Origin of the sequence: Amycolatopsis sp. NBC_00438 (assembly GCF_036026695.1) — a bacterium.
GTDB lineage: Bacteria > Actinomycetota > Actinomycetes > Mycobacteriales > Pseudonocardiaceae > Amycolatopsis.
Genome location: NZ_CP107923.1, coordinates 5,557,200 through 5,576,956, shown reverse-complemented (window position 1 = coordinate 5,576,956; position 19,757 = coordinate 5,557,200). Strand labels below are relative to the sequence as shown.

The following is a 19,757-nucleotide window of genomic DNA, read 5'->3' as shown; positions in this document are numbered from 1 at the left end:
GTGCACGGCGCGGAGTGAATAGTGGAAACACGAGAATGTCCCTACGTGTCGGGCTGACCGCGCTGGATTCCACGCCTCCCCAGGGTGGAGCACGAGTCTGCCTTGTTGTGACGAACACTAACCAGTTCCGAAGAAAAGTCAAACGCTTGTGGTGGTCTTGTTGTTCAAATAGTCATGCGCGTATCGGCAGTGCTGCAGACTGTTGCGGCAAGTAGTTGTGCGGGTTCGCACCGTCAGCATGGTCGCGGCGCCGGTTTCTGTCGACTGAGTGAAACGGTCGTTCACGGTCCGGTGTTGCTTCGACGCGGACAGTACGTTGAGGATTAACCCAATCGGGTGCTTGGTTGTCGAATGGTCGATCTTCGCAGGCCACGGGTGGTACGACAGCTGCCACGGAGAGTGGCACGAGCGGAGTGAGCGCCGTCCCGTCGATCGAACCGACGGGACGCGGTGGTGCGAGGAGGGGAAGTGCGCGAGACCTTGAGGCGACCGAATCCTGTGGCCGGTGCCGGCCGGCTTAACTGCAGCCGTTGCGGTGGATAGCCGCATTCGCAGATCAGTTGGTCAGCCGCCTGCCGGTGTCCACCTGACGACATTCTTCGGGCGATCCCGCGAGTTGGTGAGGGTGTGCGAGCGGCTGAACGCCGGCGATCGGACGGTGACTCTGACCGGTTCACCCGGGGTCGGTAAGACGCGATTCGCCGGCGAAGTGCTCATGCAGATGAACGAGCATTACGACGCGGCCGTATTCATCCGGCTCGCAGAGCTCGGTGTAAATGCGAATACGCCGGACACCTTGCACCGGATCTGCAACTTGCTTATCGCAGCACTACGCATCTCGCATCACCAGCCGAGTGCCGACCTTGTCGACGTGCTGATTGAGCACGTCCATGATCGACGCGTGCTGATCGTGCTGGACAACTGCGAGCAAGTGCTGGACACCGTCGCCGACCTGGTCAACCGCATCATCACCGAAACCGCCACCGTGCAGGTGATCGCCACCAGTCGCGCATACCTGGACGTCCAGGGCGAGCACCGGGTGCACCTGGGCCCATTGTCAACTCCCGCCGAGCACGCGGACCGCGCGGCGGCCGAGCGGAGCGAGGCAGTCCGGCTCCTGGCCGACCGCGCTGTCACGGCCGGGCGGCCGCTGACCGAACAGGACGACTGGTCGGCCATCGTCGATCTGGTGCGCTGGTCGGCAGGTGTGCCGCTGGTCTTGGAACTGATCGCGGCCCAGCTGGGCGCGGGCCGGGCACCGGCGGTGGTCCTCGACCGGCTTCAGGGCGGAGAGTCGCTGAAGTACGGTGCCGGTGCGCGCGGGATCCCCTCGCACCACCTCGCGCTCGACATCGCCATCACCGAGTCCTGGGATCTGTGTTCACCGCAGCAACAGCGGGTCTGGGCACGATTGACGGCCTTCACCGGCGGATTCACTCTCGAGGCCGCCGAACAGGTCTGCGCGGACGAGTTGATCGACTGTGACGAGATCCTCTCGGCACTGGACCACCTAGTGCGGCACTCGATCATCGAAGGCGCCTCCGCCGATGCGCGCTACCGCCAGCACACTTTTCTGCGCGAGTACGGCAGGCGCAGCCTGAGCACGTTCGGCGAGCTCGACGAAATCAGCGAACGGCACTGCAGCTGGGTGGCCAGGCTGGTCAGGTGCGCGGCCGAACGATGTTTCGGGCCTGAGGAGGTCCGGTGGCTGGACCTGGTCAACGCCGAGTCCCGCAACATCATCGCGGCAGTGGCGTGGTGTGCGGAGCACGACGACGTCGAGCGCGGCCTGGCGATCATGGTGGATGTGCTCCTGACGCGGGCACCGTTCTTCTTCGCCACCGAGATCCAGGTCTGCCACCAGGTCGAGGATCTGCTGCGCGATGGACCGGCGGTCGCCTCAGACGTACGGATCTCGGCACTGGCGATGGTCAGTTGGGTCTGGATCGCCCTCGGCGAACAAGCACGCGGCAAAGAACTCCTGGACGAGTGCGTGCACCTGGCTCGTAAGGCAGGCAAGGGCGACGCCCCGGCCGTCCAGTTCGCGGAGGGCACCTATGAGGCACTGGCCTTGGGTCTGCGGAGCGGGTTCGTGAAGCTGGCGGCTGCCAGCGCGGGGTTCCGCGCTGCGGGAGCCAACGTGGCCGCGTACATGGCGGATCTGTTTCACGCCATGACGGCGGGTCTGCTCGGGCCCGCCGAGGAAGCGGACCGAATGTCGCGATGCTGCGTGGCCCAGGCCAGCCGCGGCGGCGCCGAGTGGGCCTTGACGTGGGCGGAGTGGACGCGCGGGCTGCCCGAGTGCTCCGAGCCCGTGACCGACAACCCCGAGCCATTGCGCCGCCAGATCGCCCTCGGTGACCTCTGGGGGCCGGGATGGTGGGTCGAGAGGAATGCCTGGGAACTGGCGAGCGACGGCGACTACGTCGGCGCAGCCCGGCGGATCGGCGGCTCGGACAGCCTGCAAGCCCGCCACGGCGTCCACTTCAACGGCTTGGCTGGTTTCAGGTACCACCGTGGAAAGGCAAAAGCCGCGATCGCATTGGTGCTCGGACCGGTGGAGTCGACGGCGGCCTACCGCGAGGGCAGCAGGCTCGCCGACGAGCAGATCGTGGCTCTCGCCTTCGGCGACGCCGACTCTCCGCCGGAGCCGGCCTTGACCGAGCGGCAGTGGACGATCGCCAAGCTGGTCGCGAGGAAGCTGAAGAATCCGCAGATCGCAGCCGTCGTGCGGTTCTCCACTCGTACGGTCGAGAACGAACTGAGCACGATCTATGACCTGCTGGGCCTGGACGGTCGCAGACAACTCGCCGAGTGGTACCAGGCTCGGTCCGCGCCTACCTGCGCTCCCACTGCACCGGCAAGGCAGCGACGCCGCGGATGACCCCGAACGTCCGTCGCACCGCGGCGCCGGACTGCAGCCGCAGCCCGGGCAGCGCGCGCAGCAGCTCCGTGAGCATGACGCGCAGTTCGACGCGGGCAAGATGCCGGCCGAGGCAGCGGTGCTCGCCGGCACCCCATCCGAGGTGGGGCGCGGCGCCGTCGCGGTCGAGACGGAACACGTCGCCATCGGCGAAGACGCGTTCGTCGCGGTTGGCGCTGCCCCATGCCAGCAGCAGCCGATCTCCGGGTGACAGTGGCACGCCACCGAGTTCCGTTTCGGTGGTCACGGTGCGCCCGGTAGCGGCGACCGCAGGCTCGTAGCGGACCAGCTCCTCCACGAACGCCTCCAGCGCTGCCGCCTCGGCTGCTACAAGCTCCCGCAGCACCGGGTTCTCCAGCAGCACGAGGATCGCGGTGGCACACGCGTCTGCGGTGGTCAGATGCCCGGCGGCGACCATCAGCATCGTCATCTTGACCAGCTCGTCATCGCGTGCGGCCCGTCCGTCGACCTCGCTGAACACCATCTGCGAGAGCAGGTCGCGATTGGGATGAGCGCGGCTCTCGTGGATGTGCTCGAGCAGGAAGTCCGCGTAGATCTGGCCGGCTTGCCGGGCTTCAGTGAGCGTCTCGGCACCGTAGAAGGCACGGGCATGCTCGGATAGCCACGCCCGCTCGAGCTCGGTGAAACCGAGTACTCGCCCGATCACCAGCGGCGGCACCTGCTGGGTATAGGCCTCGGCCAGGTCGGCCTCGCTGCGGGGGATCAGCTCCTGCAGCACCTCCCGGCAGACCGCCCGGACGTACTGCTCCTGCTCGGCCGCGACCGCCGGAGTGAAGAAGTCCTGCAGCAGCCGTCGCCACTGGTGGTGATGCTCCTCGTCGGTCTCGAACATCGGCGCGACGGCCTCCCGCATCTCGGTGACCACCGCCGCCGCGCCCAGCCCGTCGACGTGCGCGCTGAACCGGTCCGAGGCGCGCGCGGCCTCCCGGATCTCGTCGTACCCGGTGACCAGGACAAAACCGTCAAGCTCGCCGCTGCGCGCCACCGGACATCCGCGGCGGATCGCTCCCAGCGTGTCGTAGGCGGTTTCGGCGATGGCGGGATCGAGGTGGCTGAACGACCACGCCAGATCCCTCGGATCGGTCCCTGAATCTTGCGCCGCGGCGCCCCCCGTTTGCAGAACCATATCCATCTGGCTACTGGCCGTGAATGGTGCAGGTCAAGGGGCCTAGCGGGACGATGTGGAAAAGAATGTGGACTCCGCATCGCCGACATGTGGGCCGAATGTGGTGAGAAGGTACCGCGATTGCGGAGCGTGTCCGTCACTATGGCTGCAACGTTCTGACCTGCTGCGATGAAGATCGACAGGGCCGGGGCGGGTAAGGGGTGCCGGCAGGGACCGGCTGGACGGTCGAATACACAGGGGTGAACGTTGAGCACCACAGAACACGGGGATCAGGAGTTCGTTCGGCGCTGCGAAGCCATCATCGGCACGCTGCCGATCCGTCATCCATTCGAATTGCGTGCCTTCCTCGATGCGGTGGGACGGCAACGCGGCATGTCGGTGGTCTTGGGTCGGCTGCCGACGAGACGCGGTGGGGCCAGCGGGTTGCTGGCGCGCTCGCGTGAGGAGTGCTGGCTGATGGTCACGGGGAAGGCTGTGCCGGCGCACGCTGCCCACATTGCCTTCCACGAGGTCGGGCACTGGATGCTCGGCCATCCCGGTGACTATGCCTGCGGCCGTCGTACGCGCCCTGATGACTGCCGGGAGGTCGAAGCCGAGCAGTTCGCGTGCCTGCTGCGGGAACACGTGAAGGCTGGGGCGGTGCGCCATCGCGATCGGCTGCCACCAGGGCGGACGGCTCTGCGTGCGGCGTTCGGGTCTCGGCGGCACTTGTGCGCAGATGCCTGACGCGGTCTCGTGCCTCTGGTTCGGCGCTGCGGCCGCGGGCGTGATCGAGGCAGCTCGCAAGGCGCTGGTCAACCGCGGTAGCGGCTACGCGCTCAGTCGGCACTTCCTGACCGTCGGCGTCGCCTGCATGGCGGTGTCGCTGGCTGCCGGGGACCCGATGACCTTGGACTGGGTCGATCACCTGACCGGCTTGCACAACGCTGCGATCGTGGTCCACAACGTGTTGGCAATGGCAGCCATGGTGTTCACCGCCGGGTTCCTGCACACCCTGGGGCAGCTTCGTCTCCCGATGCCGGCGGTGGTCACGATCTTCGCGGCCTGCGCCGCGGCGATGGTCACCTTGTACGTGCTGGCCGGGGCCCATACGTCCTGGTTCGGGTCGCCCCGAAACCCTACGTGGTCCTCGCAGCTCTACAGCGCGATCTATCTGGCCTACATGGTCGGCTGGCTCGCGCTGCTCCTGCTGGGGCTGACCATGGTGGCGCGGGGTGAGGTGGCCGGGGTGCGCGGCGGCGTCGCCCTGGCCCAGATGGGCGTCGCGGTGTCGCTGGTCGGACTGTCCTGGCGCCTCGGTGTCGTGCTCCGGTTGCTGCTCGAGCCGCACCATCCGCCCCGCGGTACGCATTTCGCAGTGTTCACCGACGCCGCAGGCCTGGTCCTGTTCGTCGCCGGGTCGCTGTTCGCCACGGCGACCCGGCGACTGTTCGACTGGCTGGACCGGCGCCGCACGAAGCGCCGGGAAGCCGCGATCGAGCGCCTGTGGAAGCGCGTCCGGGTGCTGCTCGCCCACCGCCGTCAGCCCCCACTGACCCTGACCCAAATGCTGGTCGAGATCGAGGATGCCCTCCTGATCGTCGAGCAGTTAATCGACGACCAGACGCGCCGTGCGATACGCGATCACCTACGAGACCTTGCCCTCTACGTCCATGTCGCCGACCCTACGGCGACGGCTGTCGAGATCGAGATCGCGATCTCCATCGTCGTCGCGCACCTGTCACAGCCGTCCGCGGAGCACCTCTCCAACGGCTACTGCCGCGACAGTGATGAGGCGGAGTCCGTCGCGTGGTGGCCGGAGACCGAACGCCTTCATGTCGACGACCTGGCCCGGACCAGGTGGCTGGCCGCTATCGGAGAAACGCTCACCCACCGCCGGGTGCGGCACATGGCCGCGGACATGAGCACGCAGCGCGGCAGGTTCAGCGAAGCGGGGTCGCTGAGTCAGTAGACCGAGGAAGTCAGGAGGCGGGGTTGTCGCGTGCGGCGCGGCGTGTTCGTGCGATCTGTTCGACTACCTGCAGCAGCTGCTGGCGGTCGACCTCGGGAGCGTCGTCGATCGAGCTGGTGATGTCGCGTGCGTTGAATCCGACCAGGCCGAGCTCGGTCACCAGCGCGTGGGTTTTGCGGGCGATTTCGTCCTCGGGTGGTGCGAAGTCGCTGGCGGGGACAGTGGGGTTGAGCAGCTTGTGGTGAATCCGCCAGAACTCGGCCAGTGCGTCCGTGATCCCCGGGCGGCTGTTCTGCCGGATGCCGGTTTTGAAGTTGCGTAGGGCCTGCTCGGCCAGCGGCAACCCAGTCCGGTCCCGCACCCACTGGGCGACCAGCGGTGGCCGCGCGGTGAAGCTCAGGAATGTCGGATCGCCCTCAGCGGTAAGACGGTCGATCGCGTCGGGATCGACGACGGGTTCACCACGTAGGAGGTAGTAGGTCGAGGCGTGGTCGAACAGGAACGTGAGCCGCTCACCAAAGGTGTCGAGATTCAGCAGTGCGACGGTGAGTTCCTGCTGAGCGGCTGCCCTGCGGCGCGGGATCGGTGAGAGTAGCTCAGCCGATGGACCCGAGACCGTTTCGTCCCCGTCGGGCTCCGATTCGTCGTCGGATGCTCGTTCCATGGTCTGCCCCCATCGCGCGTCGACACCAGCGAGCGTGCGGTGCTGGACTGCGTTAGCAGACATTTGACACATCGCAGCTTGCGTCTACTATCGAAGTAGGCACCACACTTGTTGCGAGTATCTTCGGAATGTCGAGAGAAAGCAACCCACGCCACCCCGACCAGGGGGTTGGAGCACGGTCCCGCTGCGACCGCCGCACCCTTCACCGGCGCACCACCGCTGAGGGGAGGCCCGTCATGACCGCATCCGAAGATCGGCATTCGGACGTTCGCTCCCGTGTGGACACGCCGACTACCGAACCGCAGCAATCCACACTCACGGACCTCGCGATCGAGCTGGTCGACTGGACGGTGTTCGGCCGCATCGTGCCGATTCTGGCCGCCTCTCCTGGGGCCGGCGCGACAAGTATCGCCGTCGCGATCGCCGACGCTCTCCAGCTGGCGGGACGGTCGGTGCTACTGATCGACGCCGGCGATCCGGTCCGATCCGGACTCGGCCGCGCCGCGCGTGCCGACGGACCACGGCGGGACGGACCTGGACCCGCGGCCGGGATCCGATTCTCTCGGCGTGCCCGCGCTGTTCTGGCGCGCCTTGATGTGTCGCAGTCCGCCGCAGAGCCAGTGATATTCCCACCGCCCCCGTTCTGGCACCCGGGTAGCCGCAGCCTCGACGTGACCGTGGTCGACATCGGCCACGACCCGTGGCGCCTGGCGACCGACCCGGCCCTCGGACCGGGACAGTGGCTGCGCGTCGGTAGCCCGTCACCGATTCCCGCGCTGGTGGTGCGGCCATCGGTGCCCGGGCTCGCACACGCCGAACAGGTCCTTGCTCGCCTGGAACCGTGGGTGCGTGCCAATGCGGTCACCCCGCCCACCCAACTACTCGTCGTCGGCGCCCGGCGATGGCCCAAGGGCGTCGCGGGCACCGCAGGTCGCCGCACGAGCATCCTCCTACCCGACGCCGTGTTCTTTCCTCACGATCGTGCGGTGGCGGTGCGCGGCGTCACCGCGGACGTAACCCCGCCGGCGCTGCAGTCGGCGGCCGAACACCTGCTTCGCTCCTGGCGTGTACTTCCGCCACGGACACGCCGCCTGCATGTGCGGTGGCCGCGGATCGCTCGCGAACGCGACAGCCGTGCTTCCGACCGTGACACCGGCTGAGTTCATCCCGCCTCTCAGCTGACAAAACCTCAACGCCCTCCCATTTGACCCGCCCGACGTGACGTCGGGCGGTGCGATGCGGAGGGCAGCATGCTCGCGCACATTTTCACCGACTGGCTCGCTCAGATCCCCAACCCAACACCGGTAGAGCCCGAGGTCGGCGGCGACAAGATCCTCGGGCTGCTCAACAACGTCAAGTGGGCCGCCGGAGTCGCCCTCGTCGCCGGATTCTTCATCGGACTGATCGTCTGGGCCGGCGGTCGCTGGGTCGACCATCACCGCGCCGGCAAGGTCGGCCTCGTCATGATGCTCTGCGCCATCGCCGGCGCGATCCTCTACGGCATCGGCTGGTCGCTCATCAACAGCTTCGCGGGCGGCTGAGCCATGTTCACCTCCACACCACGGCCACGCAACCGCACCCGAGCGCGCCGCTTGATCACCGCCACGGCCCTGCTTATCGCCGCGATCACTGTCGTGCTCGTTGCCCGGCAGGCGACAACACCGGCTTCGCCGCCCCCGTCAACGGTTCCCCCCGGTGCCGCGCCCTCGACTCCACCCACGGTCCCAGTCGACGACGCGACAGCGCTCACGATCCGCCCCATGCTGACACTGCCGCCCGAGGCAGCACTGCCACACGAACTCACGACCACGACCGCCGGTCCGCCGATCGCCGTGCCACGCCCGGCACCGATCGCGAACCGCGTGATCTCCGACGGGTTCCCGGCCACCACGGAAGGCGCGCTCGGCTGGCTGACCAACCTGAACGAGACCGCGCTGCGCGGCGGTGACCCTGCCACCTACCTGCGGGCCTACGGCGAATCCGCGCTCCCGCACGCACCAGCCCCGCAAGGCAGCGGCCTCTACGCGCTGCTGAACTCCTTCCGGGAACGGGCCGGCATCCGCTCCGGCGAGCTCAAGCCCGGCCTGACGGTGACCTACGAGGTCACCCAGGGCCTGATCAAGGGCACCGCCGACGACGGCCGGTTCACGGTGGTGTGCACGCTCGGGCAGCTGAGCTTCGACTACCAAGGCCAAGCCACGAGCATGGGCATCGGCGACTGCCAGGCCCTGCGCTGGACCGGCACCGTCTGGCGCATCGCCCCCGGCGCCCGCGCCGCCTACGCCGCTTCCGCGTGGCCCGGCAGCTCCGAATCGGTCGCGGCCGGCTACCGACCCCTGACCAGGGACGGTGCCCGGTGAACCCCCTGGACATCCTGAAAAAGCTGGGCGAGCTGGCCGGCGATGGGGTTGGGGTCTTCGCCAGCGGAGTCCTCGAGCCGCTGATGGCGGCCACCTGGGCCGCGGCCCTGTTCATCCTGCGGACCGCGTTCCAGCTCGTCGACCAGTTCTCCATCCTCACCGTGTCCACCACGGACGGCCCGGTCTCGATCCTGTGGCCGATGACGCTGTGGATCTCCGGAGCCATCGCGCTGGGCATGTTCTTCTGGCAGATCATCACGACCGTCCTGCACGGCGGCCGCGGCTTCGTCCGCCTGATCACCGGCCCTATCCAGTACGGGATCGCCCTCGCGATCACCGTGAGCGTGGTCGCGGCGTTCCTCGCTGCTGCCGACGGCCTGACCGAAGCGATCCTGTCGACCGGGCTGCGGGTGGGGAATTTCCGGGATGCGTTGAACATGACCGGCTTCACCGACGCTCTGTCGGATGAGGTCAAGAACGTTGTACTCGGCTTGGCCGGGGCCTTCGGGGTGATCCCGGCTGGGCTGGGCTTCGCGTTCGAGGCAGTGTTCCGCGAAGCCGCGATTTACGTCGTGGTCGCGACGATCCCGATCGCCGCGGCGGGGCTGGTCGCAGATGCGACCGCGCGGTGGTACTGGAAAGTCGTCCGCTGGGGCCTGGTCGCGGTCGTGATGAAGCCCGCGCTGGCCTTCGTGCTGGTGCTGGCGGTCGCGATCGTCGGCGGCGCGCAGGGCCTGTCCGGGCTGCTGGCCGGCATCGGGGTGCTGTTCGTCGCGCTGCTGGTGCCGCTGGTGCTGTTCAAGCTCTTCGCGTTCGTCGACCCCGACTCCGATCCCCAAGGCGTGTTCCGGGACAAGCTCGCCGATGCTGGCATGGACTCCTACGGCGCCAACAGCGTCGCCGGTCGCGTGGCGGGCGCGTTCGGGAAAATGGCTCGCAAAGACTTGAAAAGCAAAGGAACCAACGGCGACGACGAAGACGGCGACGATGCTCAGGAGCAGGCGAATGTCGACCGCTTCGACCAGGCCGCCGCCGACGACGACACGACCGCTGGGCTGCCTGATGTGACCGGCGACGAGCACGCCCCTGACGGGACGGACGAGGCCGGCGCGGCTTCTGGCGGCAACGCACTCGACTCCGGCGCGACCAGTGGCAGCGACGCACAGGACTCGGGAACCGACCCGGCAGCCGAGACTGCAGAGCCGCCGACAACCGAAGCCGATGGTATCGGCGGTACGAGCGAGTCCGGACCTATCGATGATGACGACGGTGATGGCACCGGCAGGTCGTCACCGCCAGACCCACCAGGTGATACCGGGCCGCCGACCCCACCGGTCCCGAAACCCGGGGGCGGTCCACCGCCGGACGACGGTGGCGGCGGCGCCGCGGCCGGCGAAGCCGAGGAAGCCGCGGTGCTGCTGTGAGCACCGCGACTCAAATCTACAAAGGACTCTCTCGCAGAGAGCGCGCGGGCTGGATCATCGGACTGACGCCGGTGCAGGCGTTCGTGTGCGTCGGGCTGGCCGTGCCAGTGATTCTCGCGCTCGCCGCCGGACGCTTCGGGCCGGCGCTGGCACTGGGCGGTCTCTGCGGCACAGCGGCGGCGCTGGTTGTGGTGCCGGTACGCGGTCGCCCGGCGCTGCGGTGGCTGGGGCATCTGCTGCTCTACCGCGTCGGCATCGCGCTGGGCTGGTCGCGGTGGCAGTCGCGCGCGGTCACCGGCCAAGCCATCGATCTCGATGAGCCGGATCTGCCCGGGGTGCTGGCCCGGCTGCGGTTCCCCGACGGACCACCGCTGCGGGATCTTGGCCGGGTGTGCCTGATCCACGACACTGGCGAGGGCCGGTGGGGAGCGACCGCCCGGTTGACCCACGCCGGGGTTGGGATGCTCTCGGACGCCCAGTGCGAGCGCTGGGCCAACCGGCTGGGGAACCTGCTGCTGTCGATCGGGCACCGCGAGGTCGTCGACCGTATGAGCCTGCTGGTGCGGACTGTCCCCGACGACGGCGCCGACTACCAGGCTTGGCGAGCCGAACACGACGTCCCGGGTGCGCCTGCGCTCGCGCTCCAGGCGGCCGCGGAGCTGGACCGGCTGGTCGGGGCGGTGTCTGTCCGGCACGAGGTGTTCGTCACCCTCTCCGGAACCGAAGACGCCCTGCGGCGCCCAGCGGCCGCGGCCGGGGGCGGGGTTGCCGGCCGGGCTGCGGTGCTCTACCGGGTGCTGGACGGACTCGAAGACAAGCTCAAGAGTCTGGGCGCCACGGGCGCGAAATGGCTCTCGGGTCCGGAGTTGGCGGTGGCGATCCGTACCGGGTTCAATCCGGCCAGCGCCGCCGGTCTCGCGGCGCGCCGCCATCGGACGGGCAACGAGGAGGGTGTCCGCTGGGCGACGGCCGGCCCGGTGCACGCGCCGGCGCCGTCGGCGCGGGCGTACTACCACGATGGTTTCGCGTCCGTGTCGTACTCGGTGTTGATGCCGGAGGCCGGGACGGTGTTCGGGTCACTGGGCGGGCTGCTGGCGGTCAAGACCGCCGGCGAGCGCCGCAGCCTCGCGATCCATTACGAAATCCTCTCCCAGCACCGGTCCCGTAAGGCTGTACGTCGGCTGCGGTTCCGCACCGGTGTCGCGCGGGACTGGAAATCTTCGAAAGGCTTCAACTCCGGCGCCGCCGAAGCCCGCGAAGCTGGCGGCGCCCGCGCGCAGGAGCATGCGGTTGCCGCCGGTCACGGCATCGTCCGCTTCGCCGTCGCCGCTGCGGTCACGATCCCGGCGACCTGGAACGTCGAGGACCACGCGGCCAAGTTGGAGAACGACATCGCTGGCCGCTTCCAGCTGTTGCGGATGGAACTGGCCCAAGATGCGGGGTTCGTCGCCGCCGCGCTACCGGTCGGTGTGGGGCTGCCCCGACTCCGCGGCGGTGCGTCGTGAGCCGCCGCGCCGACGAACGAACCGTCGCCGAACTGCTCGCCACCTTCGGGCCAGCGGTCAGTACACGCTCGCCCGCACGTCTGCGTCCAGATGGTCGTGTCACCCGCCTCAACCAGCGGGCCGCGCCTCGGCGTGGGTTCGCCCGGCCCGGGCACGGGTGGTCGCCGGTGGCGGCGCCGCTGCAGGTGTATCAGGCCGGCACGCACGTGCTCGGTGGGTTGTTCCCGTTGCTGGCGGCGAGTCCGCTGCCGGCGGTCGGGGCGCGGATGGGCTACGACGTCCACAGCGGCGGCGCGTTCTACCTGCACCCGGTCGAGTTCGTCCTCCGCGGGGTCTGCACCAACCCGAACATGGTCCTGTTCGGTGAGCCCGGCCGGGGCAAGTCCTCGACGGTGGTGGCGTTCCTGCTGCGGATGATGCTCACCGGCGTCCGCACCCTGATCTCCGGCGACGTCAAAGGCGAATACACCCCCTTGCTGACCGCTTTGGGTGTCACGCCGATCATGCTCGGTCGCGGCAGCGCTGCCCGCCTCAACGCCCTCGACCTCGGCCCGCTAGCCGCACGCTGGGACACCTGGTCGGTTGCACGTCAGCGCGAGGAGCTCGACGGGGTCCTCGGCCGGTGGGTGCAGCTGCTGGTCGCGCTGGCCGAAGCCCAAGGCTACCGGCCCACCGTCACCGACGAAGCCGCCTTGTCGGCGGTGCTGCGGCAGCTCGTCGGCGTCAGCGACGGCTACACCAACCTCAAACCGATCACTATCCCCGACGTCCACTGGATGCTGTCCGACCCGAACGAACAGCTGTGGCGAAGCCTGCGCTTTGCCGGCCTCCGGGAGTTCCTGGACCACTTGCGCTCTATCACCGATGCGCTGGCCAACCTGATCAGCGGCCCGCTGGCCGGGTTGTTCGACGCGCCGACGAACTTCGCCGTCGACTGGGACGCACCGATCCAGAGCCTGGACCTCTCGCGGCTGCGTACCCGCGGCGACCAGGCTGTCGCCGTCGCACTGACCTGTCTCGGCTCCTGGTCGTCGCTGGCTACGGATCTGCAGGAGGATGGCGATCTTCGGATCGTCGTGCGCGACGAGATCTGGCGCCAACTGCGCCTAGGTCTGCGCGCGGTGCAGGCGGTGGACAGTGAGCTGCGACTGTCTCGTGCGGAACGCAAGATCCAGGTGCTGGTCAGCCATAAACCCGGTGACTTCCTCTCCGTCGGCGCCACCGGCTCCCAGGAAGTTGCCATCGCCCGCGACCTGCTCGCCTTGTGTTCAATTCGTGTCCTTCTGGGACAGTCGACACGAGTGGGAGGTGAACTGGCCGATGTCCTTGCTCTGTCGGAGAAAGAGCAAGAGGCCACGACCGGGTGGGCCAACGATCGTCAGGGCCGGGCCCTATGGAAGATCGAGAACCAGGCCGGGCTTCGGATCCAGACGGTGCTGAGCCGGATTGAGCGGCAGATCTTCGACACCAACGCCCAGCTCACTCGGAATCCACATCCTTTATCCAGCAACGAATTGGCGGCGACGCCATGAGGCCTAGGGGAATGCTCGCTGGCGTGGCCGGTGCGTTGGTCGGTCTAGTGCTGCTGCCCATCCTCGTATTGACCCTCATGGTAGGGCCCGCAGCTACCGCGACGATCACGCAACTCAGCGGCTGCGAGCAGGGCAGCGCGGGCGGCGGCGAGGTTGTGGTCGACCGGCAGCACCTGGGCATCAGCGAGATGGACATCGCTCGCACCATCGTCGACGTCGTGCAGCAACGTCACCTGCCTCGGAGGGCCGCTGTCCTCGCGATCGCCACAGGGATGGTCGAGTCCGGGCTGCGCAACCTCGGCTACGGCGACCGCGGCTCGGTCGGGGTGTTCCAGCAACGCCCCAGCCAAGGCTGGGGCACCCGGGAGCAGATCCTCGACCCCGTCTACGCCACCGGCAAGTTTCTCGACGCCCTGATCGCACTGCCTGGCTGGGACACCATGGCGCCAGGACAGGCGGAACAGGCGGTGCAGCGCAGCGGCTTCCCGGACCGCTACGCCCCGCGCGAACCGGCCGCCGTCGCGATCGTCGACCGCTTCTGGACCGGTCCCGACAACCCGAGCCCACCCCCGACGCCCGGTGGTGGCACGGAGGCCGTCCAGACGAAGTCGCTGTGCCCAGACCAGGGCGGATCCGACGTCCCTCGCGACCCGGGGCAGGTGGACCCGAAGAAGCTGCCACCCGGGTTCACGCTGCCTACCGACGTCCGCCAGCGCGCCGCTGTCGGCTTCGCCCTCAACCAGCTCGGCAAGCCGTACGTGTGGGGTGCGAAAGGCCCGAACGCCTACGACTGCTCCGGGCTGATGCTCGCAGCGTGGGCCGCTGCTGGGGTCGGTATCCCGGCCGGCACGATCAGCCAGGTCCACGCCGGTCACGCCGTCTCCTCGGTTCAGCAAGTGCAGCCGGGGGATCTGCTGTTCATCCCCGGGTCGCTCGGCACCGCCAAAGTCCCTCGGCACGTGGGGATGTATGCCGGGCACGGACTGATCGTCGACGCCTACGACACCGGCACCGGCGTCATCCTCGAACCTCTGTCCGCCTGGACGTCGAAGATCGTCGCGATTCGCCGGATCGCCGACCCCAGTTCGCCCTCCCCACCACCGGGAGGGAGCCCACTCTGATGAACCTCGTGGTGCCGCTCTCCCGCTGTACGGGAGGAGCGGCTCATGCCGCGCACACGCACCGACACACTCAACCTGGACCGTGACGTCGCCCTGATGGGCCTCGCGGTCGCCGCCTTGGCGATCGTGTGCGCTCTCGGCGCGATCGTCGTCACCGCCGCCGTTCTGGTGACCGGGTTCCACACCGGCACCTGGGCCTGGCCTCCGGTCACCAGCTGGCCGGGTTTCGTTCTCACCGTCGCCTTCCATGCTGGCGACCCCGGCGCGGCGCTGCCGAACCCGTGGTCCGGCGGCGTGAGCAATCACCAGCTCGCGTTCTACATCTGGTTCACCACGATCGCCATGCTCGCCGCCGGCCTGACGGTCGGTGCCGCGGTACCTGTTTGGCGGCGGGTAGGTCCGACTGATGCCGGGCATGCGACCCGCCGCGACATGACCAAGACCCTGTCGGTCGCCGCAGCGCGCACGACCGCCGTCTGGACTCGCGCCGATCTCACCGACGAGCAACGCCGCACAGCCCCGGTCGAGGAGATCGCGGTGCCCTTGCACCGCGGACCCCAGCGCCAGCGGCTGGTGACGTCGTTGGAGACCCCGACCGGGACGATCGCCCCGACCCGCTCGGGCAAGTCCCGCACCGACCTGGTGCACAAGGTCGGTGCCGCCCCGGGCGCGCTGATCGCCTCGACCACAAAGAACGACCTCGCCGAGTGGGGCCTGCTGGCCCGCACCCGCAGGCCGGACGCCGGGCCGGTACTGGTGATCGACGCGACCGGCACGGTGGCGTGGCCGGCGCACGCGCGGTGGTCACCGATTACCGGCTGCGTCGACCCAGCCGTTGCACTACGTCGAGCGGAGACACTGATCGAGGCCTCGGCGCTCGGACTACAGGATGTCGGCGGCAACGACGCGGTGTTCCGCGGCCGAGCCACGATCGTATTGCAGGCCTACCTGCTGGCCGCCGCCTTGCATCACCGGACCGTGGTCGATCTGGTCGTGTGGTCGATTACGAAGCCACCGGATCAGGAACCGGTGGAGCTGCTGCGGCACCGGTACCCGGAGCTGGCGTTCAACCTGCGCTCCGAGATCGGGATGGTCGCCGAGACCGCCGACGCGGTCTGGATGTCGGTCCGGCGCGCGATCGAGCCGTTCATGAACCCCGCCATCAGGCATTTCGCCACCCCCGACCGCGGTGAAGGGCTCGACATCGATGAGTTCCTGCGCCGCCGTGGCAGCCTGTTCATCATCGCGGGCGAGCACCAGGCCCCGCAGGCCCGAGCAGTGCTGACTGCCTTGGTCGAACAGATTCTCACCACGGCTCAGGACGCTGCGCTGCGCCACGAGCGGCGCCGGCTGGAGCCGCCGGTGACCGCGATCCTGGATGAGTTGTTCGCAGGGACCCCGGTGCCGCGGTTGCCGGGGATCATCGCCGACTCGGCCGGCCGCGGGGTACTGATCCACTGGTCGGCGCAGTCTCGGTCCCAGTTGGACGAGCTCTACGGCGAGCCGGGCCGGCTGCAGCTGATCGACAACACCCTCACCCTGTCCGTGTTCCCCGGATTGAAGGACGACAAGACCTTGGAGTGGCTGTCCACGCTGGCCGGCCAGCATCGCCGCCGAACTCATCAGGACCACAGCGACGGGCTGTTCAGCGCCGGACGCTCCGCCGACGGCGAGGAGACCGTTCCGACGTTGCGGGCCGGGGACATCCGTACCCTCGAACGCGGCCGGGTTCTGATCCTGCACGGCAACCTCCGCCCGATCCTGGGCCGCACCGTCGACGTCGAACAACGACCGGACTGGCCTCAGCTGCAAGCCGATGTCGCCACGATCCGCCGCGGTGATACCCCGGTCGGAGCCGACGGCTACCTCCGCCCGCTCCCGCCAGCGATGGTCAACGGGCCGCATGTTCAGGAGCCACGGCGATGAGCGAGGACGACGACATCACCGCCCCGGAACCTGACCGGCGGGACGAGGCAACGCAGCCGGAACAACAGCAGCCCGCGCGGTCGCGCGCCGAGCTCGATGCGATGACCGAGGAACTGTGGGCTCGGATGCAGGCCCAGCAGTCCGAGATCGAACAGCTCCACGAGAAGATCGCGGAACTGGAGAACGACGCGGAGGAGAAACCGCGGCTGGCGCCGTGGTTGCCGTTCCCGGCACCGCCGGCCGCGGAGGACACGCAGCACCGGGAGCAGACCCCGGTGTTCACGGTCACCAATTTCGTGCAGTACTACAACGCCGTCTACGTCGGCAAAGGCGGGACGCGCGCGGTCGCGATCCCGGACTGCTGGCCACAGCATCCTGGGTTGGTGGCGGAGCTGGCGACGCTGGCCTACACGTGGCGGGCCGCGCACGTGGGTAAGGGCGCCAAGGCCAGCGATGCCCAGTACTGGCACGACCGGTGGCGGGCCGGGTTCGCCGAACGCATGATTACCGAGTGGACTCACCAGCAATGCCTGACCGAGGTCCACAAGCCTGTCGGTGCTGCGCCATTGATCGACCGCCACACCTCCGAACGACGCGGCGGATAGAGTGTCGCGGGTGCAGGACAACTTGGGTGAGACGGCGTGGGACGAACTACGGGAAACTCGCTGGCACCCGCCTGGCGCAGCTTCCACTGATCGGGTTCGTGCCGCTACTTACGTTTCGGCGCTGGAGCAAGCCGAGCAGATGTTCCGGGCGGCGGCCGTGGTTGGCACGTCCACCCGCCCCTTGCAGGTCTTCTATGGCCTTAGCCAGGCAGGTCGGGCTATCGCAGCAGCGTCCACCCTTCAAGAATGGGAATTGAAAGGACACGGGATCGCGTCGACCAACCTGAGCGCAGACCTTCCTTCCGTGGGCGTCGCTACCGACAAGCCTTCAAGCGCGGGCAGCTTCGTGCGGCTTTCGGCCTTGCTTGGATCGCCGGTGTGGGGTAAAGCACCGGTGTCCTTGAATGAGCTGTGGGACACGCTGCCGGAAAACGAACGCGCGCCACTGGCGGACCGAGGCGACGCAAGACGGACACCGCTTTGGATGGAGCACCGCAATCTCTGGGATGAGCCGCATCCATTGGCCAGTGTTCCGGTTGTCGGATTCCCGCCTCGGTTCGGCCAGGGCAATGTCGATCGAGCCATGCTGGACGGGTATCTCGCCGCATTCCCAGGTGTTCGTGACTACCACAGCTACGTTAACGTTCAACGGGATCCGCACCTGCCGGCGATGAGCGTGCACGTCGACGGATGGTCCGAGCTGACGATGAACTGGCAAGTCCAAGACGGCACCTCGGTGGACGGTGTTACGCGGTTGAAGTACCTGAAGTCGATGTCCCGTTCTTACTTGGGCCGGTTGTATTTCTTTCCCACGGTTGGTGCCAACGTGGACAATCTCCATCCATTGATGACTTGGTGGGCGGTTCTCCACACCTTGTCGATGCTTGCCAGGTACCAGCCCGGCGAGTGGGCGACCCACATCGACGTCGACGCTAGCCGATACGCAACAGCTATCGAGCGGCTTCTCCGGCGAGCGCTCCACGTCGTGCCGCGGCTGGTCTTGGAGACTCTTCGCCAAGTCACCCCGTAGCAACCCCTTGCAGGCATATGCGCAGCGGGTTGGGGCGACGCCACTGACCGACCGTTTCACCCTGGAGGCTCAAGTCGTCTCCGACGCACGCAAGTCCGCTGCGCCACCAGAGAACCTTGTGGGCGTGAAGCTGGATGACGATACGCAACCAGGGTCCGCTCCGCCGTAGCAACGATTTGGGCGCGGCGATGGGCTGAGTGACAGGTCGCCGTGAAACACGCATGTCGGACGGGCAAGGGGGCAAGTCTGACCCTCTAGGGGCGCCTCCGGTCATGGAAGGGCTCCCCGATCGGCCAAGGGTCTGCTAAGCCGAACCACTCCCCGGGCGTGCGCGCAGGATCGGCGAAGTGCATTACACCGTGGGCGTCGACGGTAGATTGTCGCCACATCGGGAGTGACGGGACGGACCACTCAGGGTCGGGGTGCTCCCAGATGGTGTGCTGCTTGGTGCCTACGAAGGCGGGGTGAAGTTGCTTGACGACGAGCACCGCCGAGACGTGGCGATGGCCCCAATGGTCGCCCTTGAACCAGTAGCCGTCGGGACAGCGGACGACGGCGCCCACGTCGGTTTCGCCGCCTGGGCCGGTGCCGAGCTGTATGGCTTCAGTGCCGTACAGCGCGTTCTTCACGTCGTGGTCATCGGTGCTGAGGCTGCTCGTCGCCACCGCGACAATGTACGGAGCGCGGAGCGGCCCGTATGCGGAGCCTTTGTCGCTCAGCGCATTCTTGATCCCTTCCTCGTCGTGCACGGGGAAGGCATGCCCCCCGCCGAAGATCCCCAGCGGCCTCACGCCCGCCTTTCCGCGTGCCTCAGCCGACTTCGGGAGCGCATGGAACCGGATCCGCCACCCCTTCGCCTCGTAGGACAAGCTGGGGAAGTCGTCGCGTCTGTTCCCATGATCCTGGTAGGCGTTCGGGTCCAAGTCTCTGAGCCAGTTCGTCAGTTTTGAGCGCAGCGGGCGGGCCCCGAGCGGGGCGTCTCCGTTCCTCTCGACGTCGATCCACAGGAAGAAGTTCGGGCTGTCGATCTTGTCAAGCGACTCGTACAGAGCGTTGATCCTCGCGGCTGCGCCCACAGCGACATTACTGGATGACGCTGATCGAGCTTCGACGTAGACCGTCGCGCCATCCTTTTCTGCGAGGAAGTCGGGACGGCGGTCGGTCCCCTCGATTTTAGGGTGACAGGTCACGGCGTAACCCATCCTGAGAAGACACTCGTGCAAGTACAGCTCGAAGAAGGCCCCGTTGTACTGTCGATCATCGTGGGATCGCAGCCGCCCCCTGACGTCGGCTTGGGCGTCCGGGCAGAGCCGGGAGAACCACTCCTCGATCAGGCCCCGGACCTGGTCCCAGTAGGGCCCCGCCACACGGTCGAGGAACTCAAAGTGGCTGTCCGTGTGCTCGGCGGGAGAAGGATCGGTGCGCTCGATTTCCGAAAAGACGGTCATACCGAACATCACACTACATCTGCCCCTGCCGGGATGAGCCAGGGTCACTTGCGATCATGCGGAAGGCTTGGAGCTAGGACAGCGCTAGCTACCGTCACAGTCAGCTTGAAAGGAATCCGGT

At 67.8% G+C, this 19,757-nt stretch carries 16 protein-coding genes; 13 read left to right on the top strand and 3 right to left on the bottom strand.

Going from position 1 to position 19,757, the window contains the following annotated elements; translation table 11 throughout:
* Positions 1–625 precede the first annotated feature (625 nt).
* A complete protein-coding gene (locus tag OG494_RS24545; RefSeq protein WP_328442863.1) occupies positions 626–2,884 on the top strand; it encodes an ATP-binding protein in 2,259 nt (752 codons plus the stop codon).
* Here OG494_RS24545 and OG494_RS24540 read toward each other — a convergent pair.
* On the bottom strand, positions 2,838–4,070 hold the full coding sequence (locus tag OG494_RS24540) for a cytochrome P450 (RefSeq protein WP_328442862.1): 1,233 nt from the start codon (positions 4,068–4,070) through the stop codon (positions 2,838–2,840). The two genes, OG494_RS24545 and OG494_RS24540, sit on opposite strands and share 47 nt — an antisense overlap.
* Positions 4,071–4,316: 246 nt before the next feature.
* On the opposite strand from OG494_RS24540, the gene OG494_RS24535 reads away from it, so the two are divergent.
* Both OG494_RS24535 and OG494_RS24530 read left to right on the top strand, forming a co-directional pair.
* Positions 4,317–4,796 (top strand): hypothetical protein, encoded by a 480-nt coding sequence (locus OG494_RS24535; RefSeq protein WP_328442861.1) that lies wholly within the window; start codon positions 4,317–4,319, stop codon positions 4,794–4,796.
* Positions 4,789–6,021, top strand: a complete 1,233-nt coding sequence (locus OG494_RS24530; protein ID WP_328442860.1) for a hypothetical protein — start codon at positions 4,789–4,791, stop codon at positions 6,019–6,021. Before OG494_RS24535 ends, OG494_RS24530 begins: the two co-directional genes overlap by 8 nt.
* Before the next feature lie 10 nt (positions 6,022–6,031).
* Here OG494_RS24530 and OG494_RS24525 read toward each other — a convergent pair whose 3' ends face one another.
* Entirely contained in the window at positions 6,032–6,685 is a 654-nt protein-coding gene (locus OG494_RS24525; RefSeq protein WP_328442859.1) for a hypothetical protein, read from the bottom strand.
* Positions 6,686–6,921: 236 nt separating this feature from the next.
* On the opposite strand from OG494_RS24525, the gene OG494_RS24520 reads away from it, so the two are divergent.
* From OG494_RS24520 to OG494_RS24475, 10 genes are all read left to right on the top strand, one after another.
* Positions 6,922–7,845, top strand: coding sequence for a hypothetical protein (locus OG494_RS24520; protein WP_328442858.1), 924 nt, complete (start codon positions 6,922–6,924; stop codon positions 7,843–7,845).
* A 90-nt stretch (positions 7,846–7,935) separates the two neighbouring features.
* Positions 7,936–8,226, top strand: coding sequence for a hypothetical protein (locus OG494_RS24515; protein ID WP_328442857.1), 291 nt, complete (start codon positions 7,936–7,938; stop codon positions 8,224–8,226).
* A 219-nt stretch (positions 8,227–8,445) separates the two neighbouring features.
* The gene (locus tag OG494_RS24510) at positions 8,446–9,045 is read left to right on the top strand and encodes a hypothetical protein (protein ID WP_328442856.1); all 600 of its coding nucleotides are present in this window, start codon (positions 8,446–8,448) and stop codon (positions 9,043–9,045) included.
* Positions 9,042–10,469: a hypothetical protein gene (locus OG494_RS24505; protein WP_328442855.1), complete on the top strand. Its 1,428-nt coding sequence runs from the start codon at positions 9,042–9,044 to the stop codon at positions 10,467–10,469. The genes OG494_RS24510 and OG494_RS24505 overlap by 4 nt, the downstream gene beginning before the upstream one ends.
* Entirely contained in the window at positions 10,466–11,974 is a 1,509-nt protein-coding gene (locus OG494_RS24500) for an SCO6880 family protein (RefSeq protein ID WP_328442854.1), read from the top strand. The genes OG494_RS24505 and OG494_RS24500 overlap by 4 nt, the downstream gene beginning before the upstream one ends.
* On the top strand, positions 11,971–13,506 hold the full coding sequence (locus tag OG494_RS24495) for an ATP-binding protein (RefSeq protein WP_328442853.1): 1,536 nt from the start codon (positions 11,971–11,973) through the stop codon (positions 13,504–13,506). Before OG494_RS24500 ends, OG494_RS24495 begins: the two co-directional genes overlap by 4 nt.
* Positions 13,507–13,529: 23 nt before the next feature.
* Positions 13,530–14,627, top strand: coding sequence for a C40 family peptidase (locus OG494_RS24490; RefSeq protein ID WP_328442852.1), 1,098 nt, complete (start codon positions 13,530–13,532; stop codon positions 14,625–14,627).
* Between the two features lie 45 nt (positions 14,628–14,672).
* Complete coding sequence (locus OG494_RS24485) at positions 14,673–16,553, top strand: type IV secretory system conjugative DNA transfer family protein (RefSeq protein ID WP_328442851.1); 1,881 nt, start codon at positions 14,673–14,675, stop codon at positions 16,551–16,553.
* Positions 16,550–17,158: a hypothetical protein gene (locus OG494_RS24480; protein ID WP_328442850.1), complete on the top strand. Its 609-nt coding sequence runs from the start codon at positions 16,550–16,552 to the stop codon at positions 17,156–17,158. Before OG494_RS24485 ends, OG494_RS24480 begins: the two co-directional genes overlap by 4 nt.
* Before the next feature lie 10 nt (positions 17,159–17,168).
* Positions 17,169–18,188, top strand: coding sequence for a YaaC family protein (locus OG494_RS24475; protein ID WP_328442849.1), 1,020 nt, complete (start codon positions 17,169–17,171; stop codon positions 18,186–18,188).
* 254 nt (positions 18,189–18,442) lie between these two features.
* On the opposite strand, the gene OG494_RS24470 is transcribed toward OG494_RS24475, so the two are convergent.
* Positions 18,443–19,636, bottom strand: a complete 1,194-nt coding sequence (locus OG494_RS24470; protein ID WP_328442848.1) for a hypothetical protein — start codon at positions 19,634–19,636, stop codon at positions 18,443–18,445.
* Positions 19,637–19,757 lie beyond the last annotated feature (121 nt).

Excerpts from the sequence above, each read along its gene's own strand:
- OG494_RS24540 (WP_328442862.1), bottom strand. The coding sequence starts at position 4,070 with ATGGTTCTGCAAACGGGGGGCGCCGCGGCGCAAGATTCAGGGACCGAT.
- OG494_RS24530 (WP_328442860.1), top strand. The coding sequence starts at position 4,789 with ATGCCTGACGCGGTCTCGTGCCTCTGGTTCGGCGCTGCGGCCGCGGGC.
- OG494_RS24525 (WP_328442859.1), bottom strand. The coding sequence starts at position 6,685 with ATGGAACGAGCATCCGACGACGAATCGGAGCCCGACGGGGACGAAACG.
- OG494_RS24520 (WP_328442858.1), top strand. The coding sequence starts at position 6,922 with ATGACCGCATCCGAAGATCGGCATTCGGACGTTCGCTCCCGTGTGGAC.
- OG494_RS24515 (WP_328442857.1), top strand. The coding sequence starts at position 7,936 with ATGCTCGCGCACATTTTCACCGACTGGCTCGCTCAGATCCCCAACCCA.
- OG494_RS24510 (WP_328442856.1), top strand. The coding sequence starts at position 8,446 with ATGCTGACACTGCCGCCCGAGGCAGCACTGCCACACGAACTCACGACC.
- OG494_RS24485 (WP_328442851.1), top strand. The coding sequence starts at position 14,673 with ATGCCGCGCACACGCACCGACACACTCAACCTGGACCGTGACGTCGCC.
- OG494_RS24480 (WP_328442850.1), top strand. The coding sequence starts at position 16,550 with ATGAGCGAGGACGACGACATCACCGCCCCGGAACCTGACCGGCGGGAC.
- OG494_RS24470 (WP_328442848.1), bottom strand. The coding sequence starts at position 19,636 with ATGACCGTCTTTTCGGAAATCGAGCGCACCGATCCTTCTCCCGCCGAG.